The sequence below is a fragment of the Chryseobacterium vaccae genome, from assembly GCF_009602705.1.
Taxonomy (GTDB): domain Bacteria; phylum Bacteroidota; class Bacteroidia; order Flavobacteriales; family Weeksellaceae; genus Chryseobacterium; species Chryseobacterium vaccae.
Genome location: NZ_VSWH01000001.1, coordinates 4,210,580 through 4,235,772, shown reverse-complemented (window position 1 = coordinate 4,235,772; position 25,193 = coordinate 4,210,580). Strand labels below are relative to the sequence as shown.

The 25,193-nt window shown below is 38.2% G+C and carries 23 protein-coding genes and 14 tRNA genes; 1 reads left to right on the top strand and 36 read right to left on the bottom strand.

The features are described 5' to 3' along the window. Positions 1 to 54: 54 nt before the first annotated feature. The 26 genes from FW768_RS19410 to FW768_RS19285 all read right to left on the bottom strand — a co-directional run bounded on the left by FW768_RS19410 (position 55) and on the right by FW768_RS19285 (position 17,053). Complete coding sequence (locus FW768_RS19410; RefSeq protein ID WP_153398209.1) at positions 55 to 1,008, bottom strand: MBL fold metallo-hydrolase; 954 nt, start codon at positions 1,006 to 1,008, stop codon at positions 55 to 57. A 92-nt stretch (positions 1,009 to 1,100) separates the two neighbouring features. Next, the gene (locus FW768_RS19405) at positions 1,101 to 2,117 is read right to left on the bottom strand and encodes an RNA ligase, Rnl2 family (RefSeq protein ID WP_153398207.1); all 1,017 of its coding nucleotides are present in this window, start codon (positions 2,115 to 2,117) and stop codon (positions 1,101 to 1,103) included. A gap of 145 nt (positions 2,118 to 2,262) precedes the next feature. Continuing rightward, complete coding sequence (locus tag FW768_RS19400; RefSeq protein WP_153398205.1) at positions 2,263 to 2,634, bottom strand: cyclic-phosphate processing receiver domain-containing protein; 372 nt, start codon at positions 2,632 to 2,634, stop codon at positions 2,263 to 2,265. Between the two features lie 4 nt (positions 2,635 to 2,638). Then, the gene (locus FW768_RS19395) at positions 2,639 to 3,184 is read right to left on the bottom strand and encodes a 3'-5' exonuclease (RefSeq protein ID WP_153398204.1); all 546 of its coding nucleotides are present in this window, start codon (positions 3,182 to 3,184) and stop codon (positions 2,639 to 2,641) included. Between the two features lie 10 nt (positions 3,185 to 3,194). Further along, entirely contained in the window at positions 3,195 to 3,971 is a 777-nt protein-coding gene (locus FW768_RS19390; RefSeq protein WP_153398202.1) for an ATP-grasp domain-containing protein, read from the bottom strand. Between the two features lie 25 nt (positions 3,972 to 3,996). Further along, positions 3,997 to 4,809: an ATP-grasp domain-containing protein gene (locus tag FW768_RS19385; RefSeq protein ID WP_153398200.1), complete on the bottom strand. Its 813-nt coding sequence runs from the start codon at positions 4,807 to 4,809 to the stop codon at positions 3,997 to 3,999. Positions 4,810 to 4,825: 16 nt separating this feature from the next. Next, positions 4,826 to 5,311, bottom strand: a complete 486-nt coding sequence (locus tag FW768_RS19380; protein WP_153398198.1) for a ribonuclease H-like YkuK family protein — start codon at positions 5,309 to 5,311, stop codon at positions 4,826 to 4,828. Between the two features lie 82 nt (positions 5,312 to 5,393). Next, positions 5,394 to 5,464: transfer RNA gene (locus FW768_RS19375), tRNA-Trp, on the bottom strand. Between the two features lie 8 nt (positions 5,465 to 5,472). Next, a tRNA-Gln gene (locus FW768_RS19370) sits at positions 5,473 to 5,544 on the bottom strand. 16 nt (positions 5,545 to 5,560) lie between these two features. Continuing rightward, positions 5,561 to 5,633 (bottom strand) — tRNA-Phe (locus FW768_RS19365). Positions 5,634 to 5,703: 70 nt separating this feature from the next. Continuing rightward, positions 5,704 to 5,777: transfer RNA gene (locus tag FW768_RS19360), tRNA-Leu, on the bottom strand. Between the two features lie 316 nt (positions 5,778 to 6,093). After that, positions 6,094 to 6,180 (bottom strand) — tRNA-Tyr (locus FW768_RS19355). A 400-nt stretch (positions 6,181 to 6,580) separates the two neighbouring features. After that, positions 6,581 to 6,652 (bottom strand) — tRNA-Asn (locus tag FW768_RS19350). 7 nt (positions 6,653 to 6,659) lie between these two features. Continuing rightward, positions 6,660 to 6,733 (bottom strand) — tRNA-Met (locus FW768_RS19345). A 40-nt stretch (positions 6,734 to 6,773) separates the two neighbouring features. Beyond that, positions 6,774 to 6,845: transfer RNA gene (locus FW768_RS19340), tRNA-Asp, on the bottom strand. A gap of 8 nt (positions 6,846 to 6,853) precedes the next feature. Continuing rightward, positions 6,854 to 6,927 (bottom strand) — tRNA-Ile (locus FW768_RS19335). A 10-nt stretch (positions 6,928 to 6,937) separates the two neighbouring features. Then, positions 6,938 to 7,010: transfer RNA gene (locus FW768_RS19330), tRNA-His, on the bottom strand. 808 nt (positions 7,011 to 7,818) lie between these two features. Next, the gene (locus FW768_RS19325) at positions 7,819 to 8,082 is read right to left on the bottom strand and encodes a hypothetical protein (RefSeq protein WP_185152009.1); all 264 of its coding nucleotides are present in this window, start codon (positions 8,080 to 8,082) and stop codon (positions 7,819 to 7,821) included. 124 nt (positions 8,083 to 8,206) lie between these two features. After that, positions 8,207 to 9,223, bottom strand: coding sequence for a tetratricopeptide repeat protein (locus FW768_RS19320; RefSeq protein WP_153398194.1), 1,017 nt, complete (start codon positions 9,221 to 9,223; stop codon positions 8,207 to 8,209). Beyond that, the gene (locus FW768_RS19315; RefSeq protein WP_153398192.1) at positions 9,216 to 10,934 is read right to left on the bottom strand and encodes an APC family permease; all 1,719 of its coding nucleotides are present in this window, start codon (positions 10,932 to 10,934) and stop codon (positions 9,216 to 9,218) included. The genes FW768_RS19320 and FW768_RS19315 overlap by 8 nt, the downstream gene beginning before the upstream one ends. Next, entirely contained in the window at positions 10,924 to 13,314 is a 2,391-nt protein-coding gene (locus FW768_RS19310; RefSeq protein ID WP_153398190.1) for a hypothetical protein, read from the bottom strand. The genes FW768_RS19315 and FW768_RS19310 overlap by 11 nt, the downstream gene beginning before the upstream one ends. After that, positions 13,305 to 14,048 carry a hypothetical protein gene (locus tag FW768_RS19305; RefSeq protein WP_153398188.1) on the bottom strand — a complete coding sequence of 248 codons (744 nt, stop codon included), beginning with the start codon at positions 14,046 to 14,048 and terminating at the stop codon, positions 13,305 to 13,307. The genes FW768_RS19310 and FW768_RS19305 overlap by 10 nt, the downstream gene beginning before the upstream one ends. After that, the gene (locus FW768_RS19300) at positions 14,021 to 15,154 is read right to left on the bottom strand and encodes an AAA family ATPase (protein ID WP_153398186.1); all 1,134 of its coding nucleotides are present in this window, start codon (positions 15,152 to 15,154) and stop codon (positions 14,021 to 14,023) included. The genes FW768_RS19305 and FW768_RS19300 overlap by 28 nt, the downstream gene beginning before the upstream one ends. A 6-nt stretch (positions 15,155 to 15,160) precedes the next feature. Further along, positions 15,161 to 15,874, bottom strand: coding sequence for a hypothetical protein (locus FW768_RS19295; RefSeq protein ID WP_153398184.1), 714 nt, complete (start codon positions 15,872 to 15,874; stop codon positions 15,161 to 15,163). Further along, positions 15,864 to 16,511 carry a hypothetical protein gene (locus FW768_RS19290; RefSeq protein WP_231128734.1) on the bottom strand — a complete coding sequence of 216 codons (648 nt, stop codon included), beginning with the start codon at positions 16,509 to 16,511 and terminating at the stop codon, positions 15,864 to 15,866. Before FW768_RS19290 ends, FW768_RS19295 begins: the two co-directional genes overlap by 11 nt. Before the next feature lie 152 nt (positions 16,512 to 16,663). Next, on the bottom strand, positions 16,664 to 17,053 hold the full coding sequence (locus FW768_RS19285; protein ID WP_153398182.1) for a VOC family protein: 390 nt from the start codon (positions 17,051 to 17,053) through the stop codon (positions 16,664 to 16,666). Between the two features lie 241 nt (positions 17,054 to 17,294). Between FW768_RS19285 and deoD the strand changes: the two genes are divergently transcribed. Continuing rightward, complete coding sequence (deoD, locus tag FW768_RS19280) at positions 17,295 to 18,005, top strand: purine-nucleoside phosphorylase (protein WP_153398180.1); 711 nt, start codon at positions 17,295 to 17,297, stop codon at positions 18,003 to 18,005. 239 nt (positions 18,006 to 18,244) lie between these two features. On the opposite strand, the gene FW768_RS19275 is transcribed toward deoD, so the two are convergent. The 10 genes from FW768_RS19275 to FW768_RS19230 form a co-directional block, all read right to left on the bottom strand. Beyond that, complete coding sequence (locus FW768_RS19275) at positions 18,245 to 19,030, bottom strand: TatD family hydrolase (RefSeq protein WP_153398178.1); 786 nt, start codon at positions 19,028 to 19,030, stop codon at positions 18,245 to 18,247. 325 nt (positions 19,031 to 19,355) lie between these two features. Continuing rightward, positions 19,356 to 19,424, bottom strand: a tRNA-Cys gene (locus FW768_RS19270). A 10-nt stretch (positions 19,425 to 19,434) separates the two neighbouring features. Continuing rightward, entirely contained in the window at positions 19,435 to 21,351 is a 1,917-nt protein-coding gene (locus FW768_RS19265) for a hypothetical protein (protein WP_153398176.1), read from the bottom strand. Continuing rightward, positions 21,338 to 21,772, bottom strand: coding sequence for a hypothetical protein (locus tag FW768_RS19260; RefSeq protein ID WP_153398175.1), 435 nt, complete (start codon positions 21,770 to 21,772; stop codon positions 21,338 to 21,340). The genes FW768_RS19265 and FW768_RS19260 overlap by 14 nt, the downstream gene beginning before the upstream one ends. 103 nt (positions 21,773 to 21,875) lie before the next feature. After that, positions 21,876 to 21,946, bottom strand: a tRNA-Gly gene (locus FW768_RS19255). A gap of 88 nt (positions 21,947 to 22,034) precedes the next feature. Next, a tRNA-Gly gene (locus FW768_RS19250) sits at positions 22,035 to 22,106 on the bottom strand. A gap of 8 nt (positions 22,107 to 22,114) precedes the next feature. After that, positions 22,115 to 22,185: transfer RNA gene (locus FW768_RS19245), tRNA-Ser, on the bottom strand. Between the two features lie 9 nt (positions 22,186 to 22,194). Beyond that, positions 22,195 to 23,559, bottom strand: a complete 1,365-nt coding sequence (locus FW768_RS19240) for an SDR family oxidoreductase (protein WP_153398173.1) — start codon at positions 23,557 to 23,559, stop codon at positions 22,195 to 22,197. A gap of 71 nt (positions 23,560 to 23,630) precedes the next feature. Continuing rightward, entirely contained in the window at positions 23,631 to 24,281 is a 651-nt protein-coding gene (locus tag FW768_RS19235) for a hypothetical protein (RefSeq protein WP_153398172.1), read from the bottom strand. A gap of 1 nt (position 24,282) precedes the next feature. Next, positions 24,283 to 24,996 carry a DUF434 domain-containing protein gene (locus FW768_RS19230; RefSeq protein WP_153398170.1) on the bottom strand — a complete coding sequence of 238 codons (714 nt, stop codon included), beginning with the start codon at positions 24,994 to 24,996 and terminating at the stop codon, positions 24,283 to 24,285. Positions 24,997 to 25,193 lie beyond the last annotated feature (197 nt).

Genomic DNA, 25,193 nt, shown 5'->3' with positions numbered 1-25,193 from the left:
GTTCAACCATAAAATGCTCTGTTGATTCGGCTTTATGATTGTAAAGTTTAATTACTAATTGTTTTTAACGGTCTGAAATGCTTTATAAAAAGCGGTTTCAATTTCCTGTACATCACTTTCGGTGTATCTTCTTGAAAAGTGAACGGGAACAGCTTCTTTTACTCCACATTCGTTCATGATCTTTCCGGATGCTGAAGCAAAACTGTGATAATTAGCTGTTGCAAATTCCTGATCTTCATCTTTGTAAAAGGTTTCAATGTATACTTTATCCGCTCCTTTGAAAACTGCTTTTATCTTTTTATAATTGTCTTCAGACACTGCATGATCCATGATAACGCCCAGTTTATAGCCTTCGGTACGTGTTAAATGATAAAAGAGATCTGAAGCTTTGTACACCGTTCCCTCAATTTCAATTTCTTTATCCGAATTGTTGTTTTCAAAAGCAGTTTTCAGTTCGCTGATCCATTTTCCTTTTTTATATTCTGAGGCATTTTCATGGAATGTCACAGAATCTTTTTCTTTGAATAAGTAAGCCACAGAAGCTGTCTTATGATCGAGAACTGCAAAATCAACTTCCACAGATTCATCTTTAAAAAGGAAATCCTGACTTCCTGCCTGCTCTGCATTCCAGAACGGAGGGTGAATGGTGTAAATATTGATTTTGTCTTTTGCAACAATTTCCCGGATTTCATAAGCTATGGCACCTTCATCTATTAAATTCCAGGTATAGGATTTTAATCTGGCTTCAACTTGCCGGTGAATATTTTCCGGCCCACAGATCACAACTTTTTCGCCACTCCCTATCTGATGTCTGAATATTCCATCGAAATTGGAGAAATGATCAATATGGGTATGACTGATGAATATTGCTGAAACCGACTGTGCTTCCTTCACCGTGAGTAGGCTTGCTTCCCCGCAGTCACATAAATAATGTTTTGAAGAGTTCGGAATTTTCACCAATATGCTGATGTCTTCTTTTAAAAGACTTTTTATTTCTGCCTGTATCATTTTTTCTGGTTTTTTATCACAGAAGTTTTTTTTTAAAAGCTTCTGCTGTGGGATTGTACACATAAAAAAGTTCCGGTAAAAATTTACCGAAACTACACTTTAAGAGTCATCAGCTCTTCTTTTATCACATCAATGGCTAAAGAATTCAGTTTTTTATTGATTCTTTTCTGCTCATCTTTTTCTATTGCTGTAAAAATGCCGGGGAAATCCTTTTCAAGATCAGTCAGGATATCCTGTGAGAAAAGGCCAATTACCTGTCCCATCATTTTAGGTTCAAATTCGCCGATCTTGCTCATTACGTTATTCAATCTGTTAACAGTAGCGTATTTCTGAATTTCATTCCAGATTTCCTGAGCTTTTTCACTGAAATTGACCTGTTTTTGAATGGTTTTCCTTTCTTTTCTCTCTACTTTGGATTTTTCGACCCACTTTTCGTTCTTATTTTTAAGAATAATCCTGGCTCCATTTCCAAAATAACGGGTTTTTAAAGTTTTGACCACGGTTCCCTCACACCTATTATCCTCTATTTCAGGAAGGCCAAGCCATCCCGGAATTTTTGAATTAAAGGCATTCGGGTACTTCAAAGCTTCTTCCAGAGTTCCCTGGAATAGAATTTTAGCATAGAAAAATCCGGTTTCCTCAAAAATCTGATTGGCTTTGTCTGTATCCAGATAAGTGGTTCCATTCAGCTTGATGTCGAAAGCATAAAATTCGTTATAAGGTGCATATTCCACCCCTGCCTGTACTTTTACGGCATCTTTTACGGGTGCAACCTCTTTATGTTTGTAGCCTCCGCCGAACAATTCACCATAGATGACTACGGTTTCAAGATCCGGAAACAGCGTTTTTACTTTATGGAACAAATCGGTTACGTTTTTTCTGTAACGTTCCAAAATCTGATGTGCGTTATAAAATTTATCATCTTTTTCGATGAAAGCGGTCCGTTTTCCAATCTTAATTTCCTTTCCATCGGTAAAGAAAGAGAAATTAGCACCGTGGACCTTCTCCTGTACGATGAAAACCTCATCCCCAAAACCCTGAATCCTGATCTGATCGATCACGCGGGCCTGGTAAGCATTTTCTATAGCGTTATATGTTTTGAAAATCATTTTTTAGTTTTTAATGTTGTTTTAAACCATTAAGATTCTGGTAAGTTTTAAGTTTAATTAAGGAAAAAATCAAAGATTTTTCATAGACAGCACATTTTAAAGTGAAATTCATCTTAATATTCTTATAATTCAATCCGTTATTAATTTAATGGTTCTTAAAATTTTTTAATAGGTTTAGAATATTCTCTTTTCCTACGGGATTCATGGAGTGGCAGTAGAATTTTGGTAAGTCTAAATAGTTATCCATACAGTATTCTATGAGCCATTTTGCACAGTCGTAGCCTGTTTTCTCAACAAACTCCAGGGTATCCGGTTTTAAATAATGTTCATCGGCAAGGTCGTGGTCAAAAGAAATCATTTCCGGAAGTCCTTTTTCCAAAATCCTGTTGACAAACTGTTCGTAATTCCGGACGATATGCCAGTCTTTTCTGAGGAAAATGTCCTTCTTTGTATAATGATACGCTTCAATTGGGTATCTTATATCATCCAGAAACAATAATCTTTTGGTTATTTCCATTGCTTTATTTTTTTAAAACATGATACAGAAGCTTTGCCGTATTAAAGGCATCATCTGCACCACTGTGTGCACTTCCTTCAAAACTGATATTTCTTGCTTCGAGTTCTTTCAGAAGTCCGATCGGTTTTTCACCGCTCATTAGACTTAACATCACTTTCAGATCGAGATAGGTCTCACTGAAAGGGAATTTCACTCCCAATTCGCTGCACTGGCTTTCCATAATCGACTTATCGAATCCACCATAGCCGGCGTAGGTTCTGTGCAGGGAATTGTATCTGTTTTTGATATTGGAGCAGGCTTGCTGAAAGGTCACTCCTTCTTTTTCCAGTTTTTCAGCGGTAATTCCTGTAAGGTTTGTACAGTATTCGCTTATTTCTGAATATAAAGGTTTGATCAGATAGCTTCTTTTATCTTCTATGCTTCCATCTGACATATTCAGTTTGCAGATCCCGATTTCAATAATTTCTCTTTTTGAATTTTCGGGAACTTCTCCTTTTGCCCAGCAGGTCGCTTCAATATCAATGACTATGACTTTATCGTATAAAAACATTCTGTATTTTTTATTGGGAAAAGTAAATATTCAAAGCTCTGATAATACTTTTCACATTGGTATTGGGATAAAATCCGGAACTGTTGATACAGTTGATTTCAACAATTTTCCAGCCTTCATCTGTAAAACAAATATCCATTACAAAGGCTTCTTCAAGATTGAAAAGCTGAATCATTTCACGGGCAAAAGCTAATCCGTCTTCTGAAACTGTTTCTTCAAAAGGAGCATTATCATTGAATTTATAATAGCCTCCATCAATAATCTGTCCGCCAATAATCCAAAGTCTTGCTTCTTTTACCGTTCGTTTAGCTTCGGAAACCTGTACCAGAGAATTTTTTGTAATCCTGTTGGACGAATTTTCCAGTGATTCAAAAACGAAATCGTTCCATTCTGCTTCTGTGAAAACTTTTCCTGTAAAAATCTTTGCTTCTGTGTAAGGTTTAATGAATTTCATTTCATCCTTTCTCCAAGGTAAAGCTTCTGAGATTTTATGTACGGAAATGGTATGATTCAGGAGATTTTCGCCATAATATTGAGAATAAACCTCATATAAATGATTTCCTCCGTAAAAAGAACCGGGAAACCAGTCTGAATTTTGTCTGGCCAGTCTTGCAATTGTCACCGAACCATATACAAAAACATCCTTACGGTCTGTTTTGAAATCTATTTTTTCTGCCGTTGGAGGAATATTGATCACTTCATAATCAATACCCAGTTCTTCCAGAGCATCAAAAATCCTGTAATGGTCGGGATCTAAATATACATTAGCCTGAATTAAAAAATACATGGTTACTAGTTTTTAAGGTTCTCTTTTATTTGTTTTTCACAGTTTCTGATAGTTCCAGCTTTGCTTCTTCCGGGAATCCGGTAAGACCGGGAATATCATTATATTCTACAATTGTTTTTTCTCCATTTTCTGTTTCCAGAACATCAATAGCTACAATATCCGCTTTAATATTTTCCTGTAACAGTTTTACGTTTCCTATCCACTCTTTTTCAGGTTCAATAATCTGGTATTCCTGGGTTAATGAATTGGCTTTCCAATATCTGCCTTTTCTTTTCATAGCCCATACTTTATCATTGACGGCCAGATAGCGTATATCATATTTATAATCAATGAATTTCTCAACCGTTACATAATCCTGATGAATAAACAGCAGGTCTTTAAGTTCTTCCCATTGCTCTTCATCGGATACCAGACTTTTTCCATATCCGCCATGGTGGTTTCCCACTTTAACAACAAACGGAAACGGCATTTCCAGATTTTTCAGATGAGCTGTTCCTGTCGCTGCATTGAAATCTATAACCGGTAATTCCAGTTTTTTAAGCGTATTCAACATGGATAATCTGTCGTATCCTTTCAGCAGGGTTTCCGCTGAGTTGATGCAGGGTACTCCTGAATATTGAATCAATTCAAGCATATTTCTATGCTTAGCTTCAGGATTTACAGCTCCCAATCTCCAGAATATGACATCCGGGCTGCATGCTCCTTCCACATCTGCGACGTAGAGAACATCATTTTTTATGATACATTCCGAGGTCTGAACTTTTTTCCGGATAGTGTTGAATCCGGCAAAGTAATCATCCCAGTAGTTTTCTCCATTAATAATTAAAACTGTTTTCATTGTCAGATCAAAAAGATTAAACCATCATATCGGCACAGTTGGAGCTTGCAAAGGCAAAGGGTTTTGCTTTAAAGACATACCCCATTCCGAGAATGTATCCCATGGCATCTTTCAAAGCGGTGTTTGATTTGAATTCCGGGTCGGTATTAATGTCTGCGTGTACCTCCATTTCTACGCCATAAGCATCCAGAACGGCACAGATAGCGTAGGCTGTTGCTACGGATCTGTTCACCTCATTCAGCATCCTTTCTTTGATACTGATCGTCTGTATCTCTCTTTCTTTTCTGATAAAGGTAAACGCTCCTTTTCCTTCACGAACGAATACTACTGCCGTAGCATAATTGATGGCCTCTCCGTATACGTGGGAATCTGATCCTACACATACTTTCAGACGGTGCCCGGCTGCCAGTTCGCGGATGATGGCTTCTTCTACCAGCTGTGTGATAGAGTTACGGAAAATTTTTCCATTCATGTTCTGCCATGTTTCGTGTTGCGTTTCCATTTTTTTACATTTTAAATTCTACGTTTCAATTCTATAGTTCATAAAAATTATTTTTTGAATGTTTTCAATCATTCATTTTTTGCACTCCGAACCGGATTCGAACCAGTACCAACGGTTTTGGAGACCGGGATGCTGCCATTACACTATCGGAGTATTTTTTGCTAATCCATCAGGATTCGAACCTGAACTCCAAGAATCAAAATCTTGGGTGCTGCCAGTTACACTATGGATCAGTGTTATGCTGTTTTGTGGAACAGACAGGAATCGAACCTGTACCTTTAGTTTTTCAGACTAATGTGCACACCTTGTACACCACTCTTCCGGGTTTTGTGATGAGTAATCGGTAATGTTTGAAATTACTTATTGCCTATCACTCATTACTGATAATTTTGTACGGGAAGAGGGATTCGAACCCCCAATACCTTGAGCCTAAATCAAGTGCGTCTGCCAGTTCCGCCATTCCCGCGTACTTATATGATGGGTAATGAGTAATAGGTAATGTCTGAAAGTACTCATTACTTATTGCTCATTACTGATCATTTTTAAAAAGGTCAGAGAAAGTCTGTCTATTAATAAACTATGCCTGTTAGTGTTTGTAAAGATCTTCTGCGCTTGACAAACTTTTCTCTTTCCATGAGTAATGTATGTTTCCTGATCAAGACTTCTTTTCTGAAGCCTATCATCAATTTTTATCTTTTATTAAAAAACCGCCCGACCAGGAATTGAACCTGAACAACAAGAGTATAGTTCCTGCATGCTGCCGTTACATTACCGGTGGTTTTTGGTGGAAGTGGTAGGATTCGAACCTACTCAGCTATGAAGCAACAGAGTTACAGTCTGCCCCGACTCTCCAACTCCGGCGCACTTCCTTTTTTGAAAAAATAAAGCCTGTCTTAATTTTTTTTTTTGATATAAGAACTTCTGCGCTTGACAGGCTTTTATTTTTTCGAACTAACTAGTTTTCATCATTGCTGAAGGTTATTCAGCCTTATTTTTCTCTTTCTTCATTTTCCAGCTTCTTCCTTGAGATGGCTATGGGATTGTTCATAACCATTTTATTTTTTTATTTGAATTCACGAATGTTTCACATTTCAAACCCACTCAGCTCACGCAACGGTTTTGCAGACCGCCCCGACTCTTCCACTTCGGCGAACCATCATTTTTGAGGTAAGAAAAAGTCTGTCTGTATTGTGTTTTGGCGTAAAGATCTTCTGCTCTTGACAAACCCTTTCTTCTTCTCTTTTGAAACAATTAACATTTAATTATCCGCGATTCCGGAAAGACTCGAACTTTCAACTTCTGGTTTAACAGACCAGCGCTCTACCATTGAGCTACAGAATCATTTTTGTAATTTCGGAAGGACTCGAACCTTCAACCTTCGGCTTATGAAACCGATACTCTAACCACTTGAGCTACGAAATCGTTTATCATTTGTGAATGGCTGTTGACCATTTCACTTTTGTACTCCATAAGGGAATCGAACCCGCAGTGCCCAAGAGACAGTCGGGCAGGTTAGCCATTACCTCAATAGACCATTTTTTGTAATCCCAGAAGGACTTGAACCTTCAACCTTCGACGTATCAGGCCGACGCTCTAACCAATTGAGCTATAGGATCTTTTTATTTGGGGTATCTCCGGGGATCGAACCCTGTTCTCCGGTTCCACAGACCGGCGCTTTACCAAATAAGCTAAAGAAACCATAAAAAAAGCGCCTCTTTTCGGGAGGCGCTTACTATATTTTTACGTGTCAGGTCATGAGAGACCTACGTATATAAGCACCTTTTATCAATAAATCCACAATCAAGAATATTCGCATACCACAGCTCCATCGGTTCTTGTCCGTGTAGTTTTGAAAACTGACTTTGTATGTTATGTAATTGTAGCATTGTACTGTTTGTTTTTAAATTATTAAATGAATCCTGAAAACCTGTTGCTTTCAATTTTCGGTTGCAAAGTAAATATGAAATTTTGAAACCTGCAAATTTATTTTTCAATTAACTATTTGAAAATCAATTAATTACAATTAAAATTCAGAATAGAAAATTCCTATCTGCAATAGATTGCAGATCTCTTAAATACCTAAATGACTGTCTCTCACTGGGTTACTTATCACGCTTTATTTTCTTATTAATTGTTCATTGTTAATTAAAAAATTTTTACTTCTATGGTTATTTTTTTTCGTTCTAAATAATTTTTGCCCTGAAAACACAAAAAACGCCCCGGCAACCGAGGCGTTTTTGCTATATTTTGATAAAATTTTTACGGGTTCACTGTAAATAATTTCCAAAGAATGCACATTTCGCCTCACTCAATATCATCCAATCATACACGAATAATCCCTTTATTGAAGGGCTTTCGCATAGTTCTGCATTGATATGTGTTCTTTGTAGTTTCATATTTTTATGGCGCAAAGATAAATCTTTTTCTTAATTAATTGATAATCTTCACAAGGTAGGCGAATAAAAATAATGGCTCAGAAGCCTTGATTAGCTTGTTTTTTTGAGATCTCAAATAGACGACTCGTTTGTTGAATCATTTAACTCTTCCAGCTCTTTGAATAAGCTTCCCGGATAATCATATAAGCTTTTGTACTCAGAAGTTGCAATGACGACAATTTCCTTGGCTTCGGCTAGAGAAAGAAACGGAAATATTTCTCTGATTTTCTTTACTCCCTGCAAAGGCATTTTCCCATTTCCTGTAGCTTCAAGAACGATCTTATATGCATTTTTGCCTTCGTGCTTTAAATAAAGGTATTTGTTGGTGTGATCCATTTTTATTTTTATTTGAACCATTAAGACTCTTTAAGTTTTAAGATCAATTAAGGAAACATCAAAGATACTTTTTTAGGTATAATGCTTCAATGAAATCTTTTTACCTTTTAACTTTTAAAAAGCATTAATTCCTGAACATCTTATTCCGTCCTGTCTTATATCTGGAAATATCTTTCAGGATCACCTCATCATCCGGATTAAAATGTTTCAGTTCGTTGACAATTTCGGAATGTCCTGCTACCTTTTCGGTGATGATTTCGTAAGCGATGTTCCGGGTTGCTGTCTGAAGCTTCGGATCTTTTTTAAATTCATGCTTCATGGCATCAAGGTAAATGATCTTTTTATCTTCAGGTGTCTTCTGATAGAGTTCCTGAATGGAATGTTCGAGCTGTTTCACATCAAAGATATTCGCAAAATAATTATTCAGGCAGTTGAAAGCATCCTTGTTTTCTTCCCAGCCTTTCAGCAGGATTTTTTGTGCTTCTTCCGGCATTTCCATTTTTTTGCGGTAGATCAGAGAGCCTTTCACCATCTGGCTGTTGCTCACATAATCATCCACCACCATCTGATAATAGGTATTGGAATTTTTTATATCGTTGATGATCCTGTACAGGTCACCCACTTTTTCTTTTTGTTCAAGTTCTTTGTAAAGGTCAATAGCTTTTTTGTACTGCTTTGCTTTTTCATAGCAGGCTGCAGCATCTGTTCTGTTCTTCAGTTTTTTAAGATAAACAACTGCTGCTTCGGTATAAAAGCCTCCGTCTTCCAATGTTCTTGCCCCTCGGTAATGATCCTGAAGAAGATTCATATAAACTTTTGCCGCTTTTTTGTAATCCTTTTCTGCGATGTACTTTTCTGCCAGCTCTTCGTATTTATTTCTGATCTTATCAAAAATAGAGGTTTCTACATAGACACTTCCTCCCCTGCTCTTTCCTCCTGATGAATTTTGTCCTTTTTCTTTCTTTTCAAGACGAAGCAGAACGGCAAAAATCATAATGGCCACAAAAGCGAAAACAACCAGGGTCCATATTACCTCCCAAAAACTCTGATGAAAAAGCTGCGCCAGAATTCCGATGATCTTAAGGATCGCCAGAATGAAAAATGCCGCCATGAATTTATCTATAAACTTCTGCCTATTCATCTTTATCTGATTTTAAAATGGTTTTATCTTCACTGAACAAACGGTAAAGAAGGAGTATAACGCAAATGATGAGAATCCATACGAACCAGTTGTAACCGTACATTTCAATCAAAGGATAGAAAATATAGGCCAGCATGGCTACCAGAACAATCATCAGGAAAATCTTGACTCCGCCCGGAACATGATCTCCACCAACGTTCAGGGATCTTTTTTTAATAATGAAGGAGTAGAGACCAACAGCTCCTGTCATGGCTACAATCAGCCAGAAAATATCCGAAAAGGAAATGTTCTGCTTCTGATAAGGCTTCTTAATTTCTATTTCGCCAATGTCTGAATTTTCATTCTTATAAACCGGTGTATCAGCATATTCTTTTGTTCCGTAAAGACGGCCCAGCGAATCTTCCACCAGCACCTGCTTTTTCTTCCAGACTGTTTTCACAGTTCCATTGTCTACAGCTTTTCCGGGATTGGCTTTTTTGATGGAATCTTTAATTTTCTGCCGGTAGCCCGCTTCATTCTGCCCGATATATTCTGTAATTCTCTTGCGGTACACTTTTTTAAGGGAATCTTCAGATGTTTTGACTTTAGCTTTTATGCCATCAATATCTTTATAAATGTTTTCAATAGGCCTTCCTCCTTTATCCAGATATTCCTTGTAGGTGGTTTCTTTTTTTGGATTATGGTACATCATGTTGGCCAAAACACTTTCCTGCATCAGCTCACGTCTTTTCCGGCCGTACATAGAATCTATTTTCATATCAATATCAGTAACGCCTGACTGATAAGCTACCACAGGCTTCATTAGATTCGGATCCTGCTCTTTGCCCGGTCCTGTATAAATTTCACCTGAGGAAGCTGTAGCATTTTTTGCAGGCTCACTTTCACCCCAATGCCTAAACATGCTGACCAGGCCGATTGCCAGTAAAATTACCCAGAAAACCCAGCGGTAATCCCGCCCGGAACCGCTTGCATTTTCTTTTCCTCCAAAAAGCTTATCCAGCCAGGGATTTCCAAATTTAAAATTCCCGAAACCATCTCCTCTTGAGGTTCCCATCACATCCAGCGGAACTCCGAGATCTACAGCCCTGTCAGGGTATTTTTCAATATAGTTCAGGTATTTTTCAATCTCTTTTTTATTGCCGGCCATTACTTTTTTCAGATCGAAAGGCAGGCTTTTCATCCATTCTTCCTCGGTCTTCGGTTTCTCAAGAGCTTCCAGAACTTGGTCATCGTCCATTTCTACGGTATAGCTCTCAATTTTCTGGGGAATCTTTACCCCGTTGGATGGTTTTCGGATTGTATCTTTTGACTGTTCCGGATGCTGAATTAATGAGATCCAGTCGATCTCTTCATTTAATTTCACCATACCAAATTCAGGATGCATAATCAGAAATTCCGCATCTGTATTCAGCCAGTCTTCAGGATTTACTTTGGGATAGAAAATCGTATTCTCTGGAATAAACAATTTGCCATCCACACACTGAAAATAAGCATTTCGTCCGATCTCATCAGGAGCAGAACCGTTAAATATGAGGAAACACCCATATATTCCGTTCGGCTCGTTGGAAGGAATCGCAAAAGAGCGGACATGATCAAGATCTATGCCTAAAGTTTCCATCTCATATAACCATGTGAATGGTGAGGAACCTTTTATTAAAAGCCCTTTTTTAGGATAATTATTCTTCGGAAAAGGTTTTATTCTAAGTTCCATATTCCACAATCTGATCTATAAATCTTTTCAAATACTCTTCATACATATCTTCCATTTTTCTCACCTTTAGCAGAGTGTGATCCGGCAGGAAATATTCGGAACCACTAAATTCGGTATCTGCAGCCATCGCCAGAAAACTATTTTCTGCAGAAGGAATATAAAATTCCGGAATATTTTTGTTACTGCTTTTAAATGTCAGCACCCCTCGGGAATCTGTAATGATGTCGCTTCCATCGGAAAAACTGAATTTGTTTTTATTCTTACCTGCAAAAATTTTTATCTGATGCTTATTTTTACGCAAGGTCAGTGTGTTGACATAATTTTTATGCAATTCATGGTTGGAAATCACCAGCTTATTTTCCGAATTGATCCCGATTCTGTTGAAACTGCTTAGAACTCTGATTCCGGAGGATAATTTACTCAGTTCTATTTCTATCTTAGAATAGCTTCTGGCAATCTCTTCATCATTTTTAACCTGTTCAATAGAGATATTTCCTTCTAAGTTAATTTCGGAAATCCAGGGAGCTTTCGCGTAAAACAGATAAAAATTCCTGTTAAAATAAACCAGCTTAAATTCCTGTGGAATAATTTTTCCCGTAATATTCAGTTCTGAATATTCTTTGGTGTTCAGGTTTAACTTTGAAATCAGCTTTTTATCCGGCTGATACTGACACAGGATGAACTGCTGCTGTTTGTTTTTTGCCAAGGCAAACTGTCCTTTGGGCCTTATAGAGATATTTTCAAACAGAACCTCGCAGCCATGATGGGTTTTATGACGGTCATAATACTCCCTGTTGTAATAATTATCAGACAGATAAGTTCGGAGCAGCTGCTTTTTGCTGCTTAAAATAAAGTATTCTCCTTCATACATGAACTGGGCAATCTGGCCAACCGGAGAAGGAAACAGGATTGGATAATTCAACGGAAGATCTGTTTTCTTTCCGTTACGGGAATCCTGAGGAGCCTTCGATCTTCTCTGTGGAGGATTCGCCCACAACTCTTTCAACGGAAGCAGAATCTTTTGAATATGTTTTCTTGTTCCTTTATGATGTTTGTAGAAATTCAGTTCTCCGTCTGCAGAAGTTGTTACAAGAAATTTCAGACGGTCTCTGTTTTCGTTAATTACTTTCTGTAATTTATGGTTAGCAAGATTATCCTGATGAGTAATGAAAAAAACTTCAAGATCCTTTTCTTTGTGATCTTCTTCAAAGAACTTTTCCAGAGCCTGGGAAGCCTCCAGTACCGGACTTACATGGTTGAGGTTTTCTACTACTTCTTCCACCTTATCCAGAGAAACCGGCACAATAGTTTGTCCTAATGCAAAAACTTTACATTCGGAGTGGGCTTTGGGATGTTTGATCACGGCAATAGCTGAGGCAAATGCTAATACTTTTGGGGTTCCCCAGTTTTTTATAGAAGTATCAATTAAAATAATTCTTTCAAAGATATTTTCTTCAGGCGGAATTTCCCGCTGGATATATAATGCTTCATTATTAGCAACACGGTTCATGAAAACATCATCTTCATTGGCAAATTCTGATAAAAGCATCCGATGAAGCTCTCCTTTATTCGTCATATCAGAAATTCCTCCGATGGGCTGTTCTCCGGGAGAAAGATGACGCATAGGAATTTTCAGGCCGCTCCAGATTCTTTTGATCAGGCTTCCTACCTGAAAAGTTTTTGGTTCTTCAATCAGTTCCTGAATGAAATCTTTATTGGTTTCAACAGTAGTTTCTTCTTCGGCCACTTCATCTTCCAGCTCAGGAATATCAACGGTCCCTTTCATGACATTGATGATGGATTCTACCGACGGAAATTTCTCATTTAATATCGCTAACGTGCGGATGTCTTTTATTTTAACGGCATCTGTCAACTCTTTTTTCTCTGCCGAATCGGCAAGGCTGTGAGGTCTTCTGGCAAATCCTTTTAAGATCATGTCTGCACTTGTAGAGGATCTCACCAAACGCGGAGTATGTCTGAACAGGGTCTGTAAAAGCATAATCCTATTTTGTCCGGTTTTATAACGCGGTCCCAGATTTTTCAGGTTTTCAAGAAATTTAAATCCTGATTCTATATCCAAACGGACTTCCTCTTTGCTTTCCGTCTGTACTTTATTCAGATAATAATATATTCCGTCTAAATTCAGGTATCCATCCTGAGAGGCATACAGCACCAGCAATAATGCTCCGAAGGGCGGGAACCCCTGCAGCATCAACTCTTTCAGAATTTCCATAATGTAAGGTCTATACGCTACCGCCCCTACATTCGGAATGATGATAAGGTTGTTTTCATGATAGCCTGTGGGATCCGGAACATCTTTATCGGTAGTCCATTCCCAGAAATAGTTTTGGTATGATTGGAAATATTCGTTCAGATCCATTCCTTTGATTTTTCAGTCAGACGAAATGAGCTTACGGAAAGTTTACGGAAATCGGTTTTATCAAGAGGTAAAACACTTCCGTTTTCATTCCATAAAAGCCACATGTCCTGAGCTGCATTATATTTTCTCTGTAACAGAGTGCTTAAATTTTTAAATTCAAAATCATAACCCGCCGGAAGAAGATGATGGTCTTTCATCCAAAGGGTTTTCCCCGGAAGGCTTAATAATGGTGTTCCTAAAAACAGGGCTTTATCATTAATAACCGTCCAGTCTATTTTTTCCAGTTTAAATTTCGGGAAGGCAATTATTGCTTCTTTAATCTCATCCATAAGGCTTAATAAGGCAATAACAGGCTGTTCTTCCTCACTTGGAACCAGTCTGACCTTTACTTTTTCATCAATTCCAAAAAAATTCTGGTTGGACGGTGGAAAAGTAAGCCGTAAAGCTTTATCAATAGGCGTCCATAGCAAAGCGGTTCTCACTTTTTTACTGGGAACCAAAGCATCTTTCCTGAATAAGAGACCTTCTCTCAATTCATACAGTAAAAAGTCAGGTAACTGCTGAATTTCCGGTGAAACTGCCTGTTCTCCGGTAAAGCCTTTCATCCAGATCACATCTTCTTCCAATGCGATCTGAACATTTTTCCAGTCCCGGATTGAGCCTAAAAAATCTTCATCTGCCCGCGGAAGTTCTGCCCAGAATTCTTTTACACGCTTTGAAGGATTTTCTGCCATAAACTTTCTATTTCCTGTTGAATATATTGTTTCTGTTCCGGATTTCGGATCCAGTCGCAGCGGGTCTGAAGGTATCTCAGCTTATCTTTGATTACATTCTGTTCTTCAAAACTCAATGCACCGCCGTTCCATTTTTCAACCAAAATTTTTACATCTTTCATGATTTCTTCAGGATTCGGGGTTTTATTCTGCATGGCCTGGGGATGGGATTTCGGATTTTCATCTTTTTCTATGGTCCTGTTGATGATCCCCTCCAGAATTTCAATCTGTTCTTCGGTATCCCAGATATGTTTCAGTACCCAAAGGTCTGACAGAATTGCTTCGTTTCTTCCACAGATCAGAGCACTTGCAGCGATCAGGTTCTGTAGTTTTACAGCACGACGGTCGGAAATGGCAATTCCTGTATTTCTGAGGCTGATGATGGTATTTAGATATACTTCATAAATAGGTTTCAGATCAATAGTTCTGCACAGATTCTGCAGTTCTCTAATTTCACCGGAAAGGATTTCAGGGGTTTCCGTTTCCACCGGATTTTCCAGTTTTCTTCCGGCTAAAAGCACCTGCTGAAGAAGGTCAGGATTTACATAATCTACATTGATTCTGATCAGGAAACGGTCGAATAAGGCATTCAGAGCCTCATCTTCAGGAAGAACGTTACTTGCTCCGACAAACATCAATGCCGGTAAATGTTTGGTTTCTTTTCCTCTTTTAAATATCTTTTCGTTTAAAGCCATCAGCAGAGAGTTCAGAATCGCCGAGTTGGCATTGAATATCTCATCCAGGAATACCATAGAGGCTTCCGGCATCATTCCTTCTGTGTTGGTAAGAAGTTCCCCTTCTTTTAGTTTTCTGATATCGAAAGGACCGAAAATCTCGTTCGGCTCTGTAAAACGGGTTAAAAGGTATTCAAAGTTTTTCCCATCTTTTACCGTGTTGGAAAGTGTTCTTACGATTGCAGATTTTGCGGTTCCGGGAGGTCCGTACAGAAAGGCATTTTCTCTTGCCAGAAGGCAGATTCCCAAAAGATCTACCACATCATTTTTCCCGACGAAGGTATCTTTTACATAATTAAGAACGGTGTTGAGTTTTGTAATATTATGGTTCATTAGTATTTATTTAATAAAAAATCTAAGCAGTAAAAAATATATAAACCCACTTATGACAAGTGTAAGAAGCGAATCTATGTAAAAATTAACCGGAAATATAAAAAAAGCCAAATTATATTTAAAATAAGCAATCAATAAAAGAATACCCAGGATTAATCCTAAATAGTCCCAAAGTGACAGCACAAAGACCAGCACTAATGAGATTATAAACTGTACTACAAGCACAAAGCAAAGAAAGAAGTATTTACCATACATTTCATAACGGTCAAAAACAGCCGAAGCAAGGTCTTTATAAAGCAGCTTCTGCGTGATTAAACGGTATTCAATGGAAAGAATGTCTTTGAATATTTTAACAGGATCATAACCTATGATATAACTCGCTGTAAAAAGAGCCAGTACAATGACAGCCAATACCACGAGATTAAGGATTTTAATCCTTCTTTTATTGTATGCCGCTTCTGCATCATCTACTGATACAGGGACAGGAAGTTCGTGGGTTTTAAAGGTGATATAGCTTCCTAAAGGAACATATCCAAAGCTTATTTTGATCCCGTTTTTCAGATAATATTTGTACAGCGGTTTTCCAAAAGAGATGAACATACCGATTTCACCCACATTTTTCCTAAAAAGAAGATTATTGGTATAATATGATATTATGCAAAATAAAAACAGATAGGTTCCTGCAGCCAGGCCCATTGTTACGGCCGAACTAATTTCCATTCTCACTCATTTTTAATTCTCTCCAGAAAATATCTTTATGTAGCCCAAACTCCGCGATCAACAGTTGATTGATGTATGGAATTTCGGCCAGTCTGTAGGATTTTTTTTCTACAATTCTTTCCAGATAGAGTTTCCGATAGGTTTTATCTTTTAATTCTTCTTCCCAGTTGATGTTTTCAAGATCCAGATCAAATCCAACTCCTGAATAATGAAACTGAAGGAGGATATTTTCCAGCATTTTGATCAACGGGTCTTCCGGATCGGCAGATTGTAAAGCAGAAATCGTCTGGGGTAAAAACCGCAGTGACAGGTCCGCCGATAATAAGGCTGAGACATTTCTTTTGCCATTAAACGGAGGAATTAATTTGTCAAGATTCTTCGCTGTATCTTTCCTGATCAGGTATAACTGTGCGCTGTGATACAGAATTTTTGCCGCCCAGACAGCTGTTTCACGGTCACAGGTGATCTGATCGGATAAAAACTCCAATCTTTCTTTTTCAAATTCGGATTCGAAATAATCAGCAGCCTCCTGTTCTTCTTTTTTAGAGATTTCATAAAGATCTGTGAAGATTGTAATACATTCATCCTTCCGAAGCAGAAATAAGGTATCTAAAAATGCGGATTTGTTTTCCATCATTGAACAAAAATAAAATTATTTCTCTGAGAATAAAATTTTTTAGGAATATTACCTGTGAATGGTCAATTTTACTGCGCAAGTCAATGGTGAATTGAAACAGCGTAAAAAATTCACAAGCAAAGCGGATTCACTATTCACCATTGACATTATCCCTATTCCGTTATTTCGAGAATATTACCCTCCGGATCCAGAATCACACTTTCATAATAACCATCTCCTGTTGTACGGGGTTCTCCGGCAATCCGGTATCCGTCATTTCTTAAAGTTTCTGTAAGCTGGTCCACTTTTTCATGGCTTCCTGTTGAAAAAGCCAGATGTATAATTCCATACTTCTGTGCTTCAAAAGAGTTTTCGTTTTCCTGAATATCCGGTTTAGTCATTAGTTCAAGACGGCATCCGTTTTCAAAGCTTAAGAAATAGGATTCAAAATTCTTTACCGGATTATGGTATTTTTTATTGGAAACTGCTCCGAAATATTTCTGATAAAACATTCTGGATTTTTCAAGGTCTTTTACCCAAATAGCAATATGTTCAATTTTCATTTTTAAAATTTTTATTTATCATACAAAATTAGCTTCCGGGATATTGGGGAACCTGCTCTGTATTATGCTATCGTTGCTCCGGATTTGCAATGTTATTGTTGTGAATGGTCAATTTTGCTCCGCAAGTCAATGGTGAATTTATAAGCGTAAAAAAATTCACAAGCATCGCGGATTGACTATTCACAATTGACGACACATAATTCACATATTTAGTATCTTTGCCCACATTCAAAATAAAATTATGAGTATTCACATCAGTGCAAAAAAAGGAGAAATTGCTAAAGTAGTATTACAGCCGGGGGATCCGCTTCGTGCACAATATATTGCTGAAAACTATTTGGAAGATGCTAAACTGGTAAGCAAAACAAGAGGAATTTTTTATTATACCGGTCTTTATAAAGGCAAAGAAATTACTGTAGGGGCCAGCGGAATGGGATTCCCAAGCATCGGAATCTATTCTTTTGAGTTATTCACCGAATATGAGGTAGACACGATCATCAGAATCGGAACCTGCGGAGCTTATACTACGGATCTTAAACTTTTTGATATTTTAAATATCGAAAATGCGGCCAGCGAAAGTACCTACGCTAAATACGCCTGGGAAATTGAAGACGAAATCCTTTCTCACCAGGGGAATATCTTTGGAACGATCAACGAAACCGCTAAAGAGCTTTCTCTGGATGCTAAAGCGATCAATGTACACAGCAGCGATATTTTCTATAGAAAAGATCCTAACGTTCCTGCTATCGCGACTAAATACAACTGTCCTGCAGTAGAAATGGAAGCTTTCGGATTATTTGCCAATGCCCAGCATTTAGGAAAAAATGCAGCCACGATTCTTACCGTTACTGATATTATTCCTACTCACGAAAAGATCTCAGCCGACGAAAGGGAAAAAGCCCTGAAGCCGATGATGGAACTGGCTTTGGAAGCAGCTTTGAAAAGTCTTTAGAAACTGTATTCATCAACAGACTGACTGTTTCTGATCTGGCTTGATATTTAAAATAAACGCAAAGTTTGAATAACCTGATATTTTATTTTGAGAAGGCAAAGAGGTGTGACTTCGTCGCTGATGAAGCGGTGTGATAACATCCGTTTCATTGAATCAATACTTCTTAAATCTACAATATTAATCATGAAACTTTGTGTTGCAGAAATAAAAGAGCTTTACTTTATGGGTAGAGCTCTTTTTTATATTCTGAAAAAATTCCTGGCCGTTTCTGTTGTTTCATCTGCAACTTCAGCAATACTGATCTTCTTCCAGCGGGCAATCGTTTGTGCAACATAGGGCAGATAAGATGGTTCGTTACTGCGGTTCTGTGTTCTCGGCATATTTTTCGGAAGCATAAACGGAGCATCTGTTTCAATCATCATCCGGTCCAGAGGCGTATATTTGAGTACTTCTTCCAGATGACTGAATCTTTTCTCGTCACTTATTGCTCCGGTAAATCCTAAATAAAAGCCTTTATCCAGATAAATTTTCGCTTCTTCCAGAGTTCCTGTAAAACAGTGTACAACAGCTTCCGGCAGTCTGGAAAGATATTCGTCTGTGATCTCATTAAATCTTTTAAAAGCTGATCTTTCATGCAGGAAAAGCGGTTTATTAACCTCAACAGCCAATTGCAGCTGTGCTCTGTAGCATTTTTCCTGAACGGGTCTTGGAGAAAAGTCTCTGTCGAAATCCAGTCCGCACTCTCCTACTGAGATAACATGATCCAGACTCAATAGTTTTCTGAGTTCGAGAATGCTTTCTGCATTGAAAGATTTAGCGTCGTGGGGATGGATTCCCGCTGTGGAATATAAAATTTCGGGGTAATCTGATGCGATTTCTGCGGATTCTTTGCTTCCTCTTACGCTGGTTCCGGTAAGGATCATGTGATCTACTCCGTTGTCCAGGGCGCGGTTGATGATTTCGTCGTGCTCGTTGTGGAATTGTTTATTGGTCAGGTTAATGCCAATGTCGATGTATGTGTTCATAATATTTTTGTTTTTTTTAATTTCTTTTGTCTTGAAATCGAAGATTCGACGTAGTCAAACAAAAGAAACAACAATTCAAGACTTGGAAGCCTTCGCTAAAAATGATTTCTGTTCTCTAAAAATTCTAAAACTTACGCGAATTCGTGGTGGCTTCTTCGCGGCAGAGGTGGTCTCACGCTTCGAACAGTAGAATTTTTTTGACGTTCACAGGAATCATTTTTTTAACGCTTAGGCTTCCTTGGTCGGGTTGTAATTTGTCGTTTAATGAAATGACAGCTTCTATACTTTTGTTTCTTTTCTTAATTTGTTTTTTCGTTTAAAAAGACAGAGCAGACAGGATTTGAACCTGTAAACCTCCTTGTCGGGATCGTTTTTCCGCTTAAACTACCGCTTCTGTCCTATGATTATGCTTCTGCTTCCAGAAGGCTGAAATATTCTTCGGCGGTTAAAGGTCTTACAGTTCCTTCCGGACGGACTTCCTTTTTTAATTCACAGATCAGCACATCGCCCTGCCTTTTCAGACATTTAATATGGGGGATGATATTTTCGTGAATCCTGAAGGTAGATGCTATTGCAGTTAGTGCATTATCCTTATACCGAGATTCTATCCACAGCCAATGTTCTTCCGCAGTAGAGGGACACCAACATTTCACGGCATAAGACTGTCTTTCTCTTCCCCATAAAGACAATCTGAACTTTTCGTTCTCCACTTCATATACTTCGTAATAATTGGTTCTCTGTATCTGGTTTTTATTTCCGTTTTCATCATATTCAAAGTAGTTGACCTGAATTTCGTCCTGACAGATTTTTTTTGCGTCAAGCTTTTTCATTAATGTTCCCACTCCAAGATAGCTGAAACAGAAGAGCCTGAAATCCCTGTCGTAATGGGTAAAAAACTCTTCATAACGGATTGGATCTGTTTTAGTCCATATTCTTTCAATCTGACGTAAAACTTTTGTAAAGTTGGGTGAATTGTAGTTGGTCCATTCTCTTTCGTATTCACGGGTGACAAAGTTCTGAAAGCTTTTGTGCCGTAATTTTAAAATAGAGACCAGCTTTTTAAGCGGATAGCTGAAACAGTTATACATTATTCCCGCATGCAGTGTTGCAATGTAACACTGATCTTTTGAAACAAACAGGTTTTCTTTTACATTAAAATGGATACGTTCTGCAAAGTCTTCGAAGCCATCATTTTCATCATACAGGTAGTTTCCTATCTTTTTTAATGAAGGCAGTTTTGAATTTTTCTGCTTTTCATTCACCAAAGATCCAATATACTCCAATGATCTGAAATTAAAGCTTTCGTTAGAATTTACATAGCCATTGATCTTCTTTAAATGATTGAATTCACAGTATTTTCCCATCAGTAAATCTCCCACTTCCAGTATATTTTCTGCCAGAATCTGATGGGTATTCAAACTTCCTTTTACCTTCTGCAGTTCTATCATATAACAGGTTTCAAATCCATAGTTCTGAAGGTTTCCGTTTATTTCTCTCAGGAACGGAAACTCCGCGCCTGCATGCTGTCCGATCAAAACACTTCCTGATTTTTCCAGAAACGGGAATGAAACATAAGAATTATTATTGATCTCGATATTCCCTGATATTTCCTCAAGTTCCGGAAAGGAAACTCTGGTTTGGTCTATTTTCAGATTTCCTATTATTTTTTTCAGGACCGGAAAATCGTAATTGAAATGAGCCTGTGTCTTATCCCGGCATTCTATTTTTAACCGTCCGTGGATATATTCAAGATTGGGAAAAGAAACGTTTTTACTGTAGATAGTAATTCTTCCCCGGATTTCCCGATGGCCGAAAGTGATATTATTCACCAGAATATTGATGTTAAAATTCCCGTCTTTAGGCAGGGCATCAACCTGATATTGGTGGCTAATCTCAATGACCTTTCTTCTGTCTGTCAGTTTTCTGCTTCCTGAATATACTTCGGCATTCTTTACCTCGATGCTACCGCCTATTTTTATCGGATCTTTAAATCCAAAATCAACGATACATTTGAAATTTCCGTTTACTTTTTCCAGTCTGCCCAGTTTTGCGGAATAATGCATTGCCAGATGACCTTCTATGGATTTAAGTTCCGGAAGTACACAATTTTCGGCATCTATAGAAAGATTCCCCCGGATATTCACCAGTTCCGGAAGGCTGCATCCTTCTCCCCTCAACAGCAGGTTGCCATTTATTTCTTTGAAATCAAGGGTCATATTTTTACCATAGATCTCTAGGGATGCATATTCATCAAAACGGATATCCTTCAGGTCTTTGTTTGAGAATATTTTATATCTTTTTATGGGATCAGTCGTATGCATTTTCGTTGATCTGTGTTATAGGATTGTATTCCTGCTGGATATATTTCACAAAATATTTACTTTCTACACGAAGCATCTTATGTTCATTATGCGTAATAAAAGCATCATCCTGAATAAAGAATGTTTCCGTGCTGTCGTTACGGTCGATTACTTTATAATCCGATGTTTTCATTGTATGCTGATTGCTTGTTTTTTCAAGACAGTACTCCTTGTAACCTTTTGTATGTTCTTCCAGTTTTGCAATTTTTTTCGTGCTGACTGGCATTATTTTCAATTTCGATGCTGTTACCGGATTTTCTTCATAAATTGGAGTTTCCTTCGGCTTTACAGGATCTTTCACCGATTTTTCACTTCTGACAATCGGAGCCGGAGTATAAATTTCATCAACAATTCGGAAAAAAAGCAATAGATTTTTAAGCATAACATCATTTTTTAAAGTAAAAGAAAACCGGGATCGAACCGATAATGTACTCTTTAAGAATAAGTTTTTCCAGATTAAACTATTTCTTTTACTGTTTTAATTGGGAGATAAACGGGATTTGAACCCGTATTCATTCGGGGTAGGAATACGTTTTTCCAGTTAAACTATTATCTCCGGGGTTAAAAGGAAGTACAGCAGGATTTGAACCTACAACCTCGTCCATGCTGCGGACGTATTCTTCTTGTTGAACTATGTACTCCTGTGAAACGTGCGGGAGTCGAACCCGCATCCTCTGGCGAGGAAAGCAAGCGTTCTTCCATTGAACCAACGTTTCGTTTTTTGGGAGATAAGCAGGATTCGAACCTGCAATTCATCTTAGCAAAATGTGTTTTTCCAATTATTACTACTATCTCCGTCTGGTTTTACCAGGTATGAATTTTATAATTTTTCAGCAGCACCCCACTGAAGCAATTCCCTTTGATTCCTTCTGCCACCGGATGCAAAATTCTTGCGGCTCCGTCTACAGAATCCAGCGGCGGAATATACCCCTGTTCAAACTGTTTTTTTCTTAAACTTTCCTTTGCGCCTGTAGAAATCCACCCTACGTCCACCGCACTCATATAAATCTGATCTTTTTCAAATTCTTTTGCAGAAGTAAGGGTCATCATATTCAAAGCGGCCTTCGTCATATTGGTATGCGGGTGAAAAACCGTTTTATTTTCGTAGCTGAAAATTCCTTCTGATGAGGTGACATTGATGATGAACTTTTCTTTAAACAAAGAGTTTTTCATTAAAGGTTTCAGTTCCTTGATCAGAAAATACGGAGCAATATGATTGATGAGGTTCACTTCTACCAGTTCGTACATGGAAACTTCTTCCAGTGTTGAATTCCAGCTTGTTTTCTCACGGTTATCCACCGGCTGTCCGAATCGGGTCAGAGCAATCTGTGACTCTTCATTTTCTGCATATTCCAGCCTCGCAATCTCCTTTGAAATTTCTGTCCGGTTTGGAATGAAATTCGGAATATTTTTAAATTCCAGTTCTTTTTCTTTTTCCTTTTTGATGATCGGAAGGTAGTATTCATCAGGATATTTGATGGTCTGGGCTGCATTATTGATCAGTATATCCAACGTATCAAAGCTCGCTCTGTAAAAATCTACGAATTCCTGAATGGCTTTTAAGTTTCTCAAATCCAGGCCATATATCCAAAGTCTGTCTTTCCACTCCTTATAATCTGCTTCCTGCTGCAAAGTTTCCAGGGCCAGTGCGGGAAAACGGGTTGTCAAAACCAGATTAGCTCCGTTTCTCAGCAGCTTCAACGCCGTGGCAAAGCCTACTTTTACTCTTCCTCCGGTAAGAATGGCATTTCTTCCGGTAAGATCCGCTGTTTGAAAACGTTTTTCATAGTTTTCTCCGGCACATTTCGGGCACAGCCGGGTATAGAAAGAGTGGGCATACTGATAACTCTGATTACAGCAGTAGCAGTTTTTAGGGATCTGAAGTTTCGTTAATTTCGTTTCGTCTTTTTCATCATCATAAAAACCTGAAACCCCTGCCAGCGCTTTTTTCATAAGTACAGCTTCTGAGCTGATTTCCAGGTCATGCGTTTTCATCCGGGAATAGCTTTCCTGACGGTTCTGTTTTTTCGCATTTTTATGAATCTTCGTGATCAGTCCTGAAAACGTTTTATTATCCGGATTGAGAAAGGGTTCATCCTTCAGGGCATTCAGTACCTTGAGACATGCTTCCCATTCGTTTTGTGAAAATTTTTGCTCCGAAAGTTCCATTGTTTCAGTTTTATATCTGCAAAACTATTTTCTAAATGCGCAATCTTTTTACGCAGCAGAAAAAAGATTGATTATTCGTTAATAAATTTTTCCAGAAACCCGATCAGCTGCCTGCCTCCGTGACTCCACCGGATACCGTGTCCACCTTTTTCCCTGACTTCAAATACCAGTTCATGTTTGTAATGGAAGAAAACGTTCCACCAGGTTCTGTTATCAAGGATATGAGTGATTTTCTCCATCACTTTTTCCTGCTTTTGGCTGTTATTTCCTTTGATCTTGCCCCAGAATTCATCATCCATTCTTCCGACATGTTTTTCCCATGCTCTCTGGGCAATCGTTATTTCACTGTTAAAAGGTTGTCGGCAGGCTTCAAGCAATGTTTCTCTAAGTGGAGGAACCGCATCTTCATTACGGATACTGGCGGAAGTCAGGCGCTGGCCCAGAATATTCAGCCAGTGTTCAAATGAAATTTCTTCGAGCTGAACTGCTTTAACCTCATCTGGATTATTATTTTGGAATATATTCATGAACAGATCAAAGCTGTCTTTTCTGCTGATTTTTATTTCTTCATTAAAATACGGCAGTTCCCAGTCTGATATTTTTTCCTGAAAATTTTGGATGTTATTTTCAAGGTTATTGATATGCTCTTCAGCCAGGATTTCCTGGTATTTTTGTTTCCAAGGATCTGAGAATAAGGGAATGTATGGATCAAGCAGTTTCATTTTAATACATTTTTACCAGGTTTACATCCAGCTTTTCTTCTTCAATCAGGTAATCAATCAGGTTGAACCATGTTTTACAGTGATCCAGAATCCATGCATCTGAGGAAATGGAGATTTCTGTATTTTCTGCCAGAAAATGATCCGGATTAAATTGCAGATCAGCTTCCCAGTTCATGTTATTTTCGACTGCAAAATCAAGAATCATCTGCTTGACTCTTCCGCTGTTGGAAACGGGTTTATCGAAAATCCAGATCAGTTTCTGCACTTCTGTTTTCCGGAAGAATTCGGCAACAAGTTCGAGAACTCTCTGAGTTTGATTGACTCTCTTATAGGTACCATGAACTCCTGAAAGATCACGAAAACAGCCGTCTGTGCCCTTAAAAAGATAAGCACCTGACAATAAGCTTTCCAAAAGAATCACTACATTGAAACCATCCAGATAAACGATTTTACCTTTAAGTTCTGCAGCCTGCAACCGCTTACGCTTCCTGTTTTGGATCTGTTCTTCTGATGCAGAAGCGCCCCGGAATGCCTGGATCTGCCGGGTTTTAAGCCTGTAGCGGTTTCCCGCCAGTTCAGAAGATGCTTTTTCAGCATAGCCTCTACTTAATAGGTACTGCATATCCTGAACAGCCATTTTCAGCTTATCGAGCTGTTTTTCTGATCCGAAGAGGGTATCATCACCTGTATTTTTTCCACGGTTTCTGTTGTTCATGTTCAAAAATAGAATTTTTACAGCAATGAGAAGCTTTTTTCTTTTCTGAAAATGATGAAAGCAATGATGGAGTGTCTGCGAAGCGAAATTCTGGTTTTCATTGGTACTATTTTAAACCATTAAGGTTTTTAAGGTAGACAAGGGCGTAAACTTAGTGAAGGAATACAAAGATTACCTTCAGATATTTTGTATTTTTA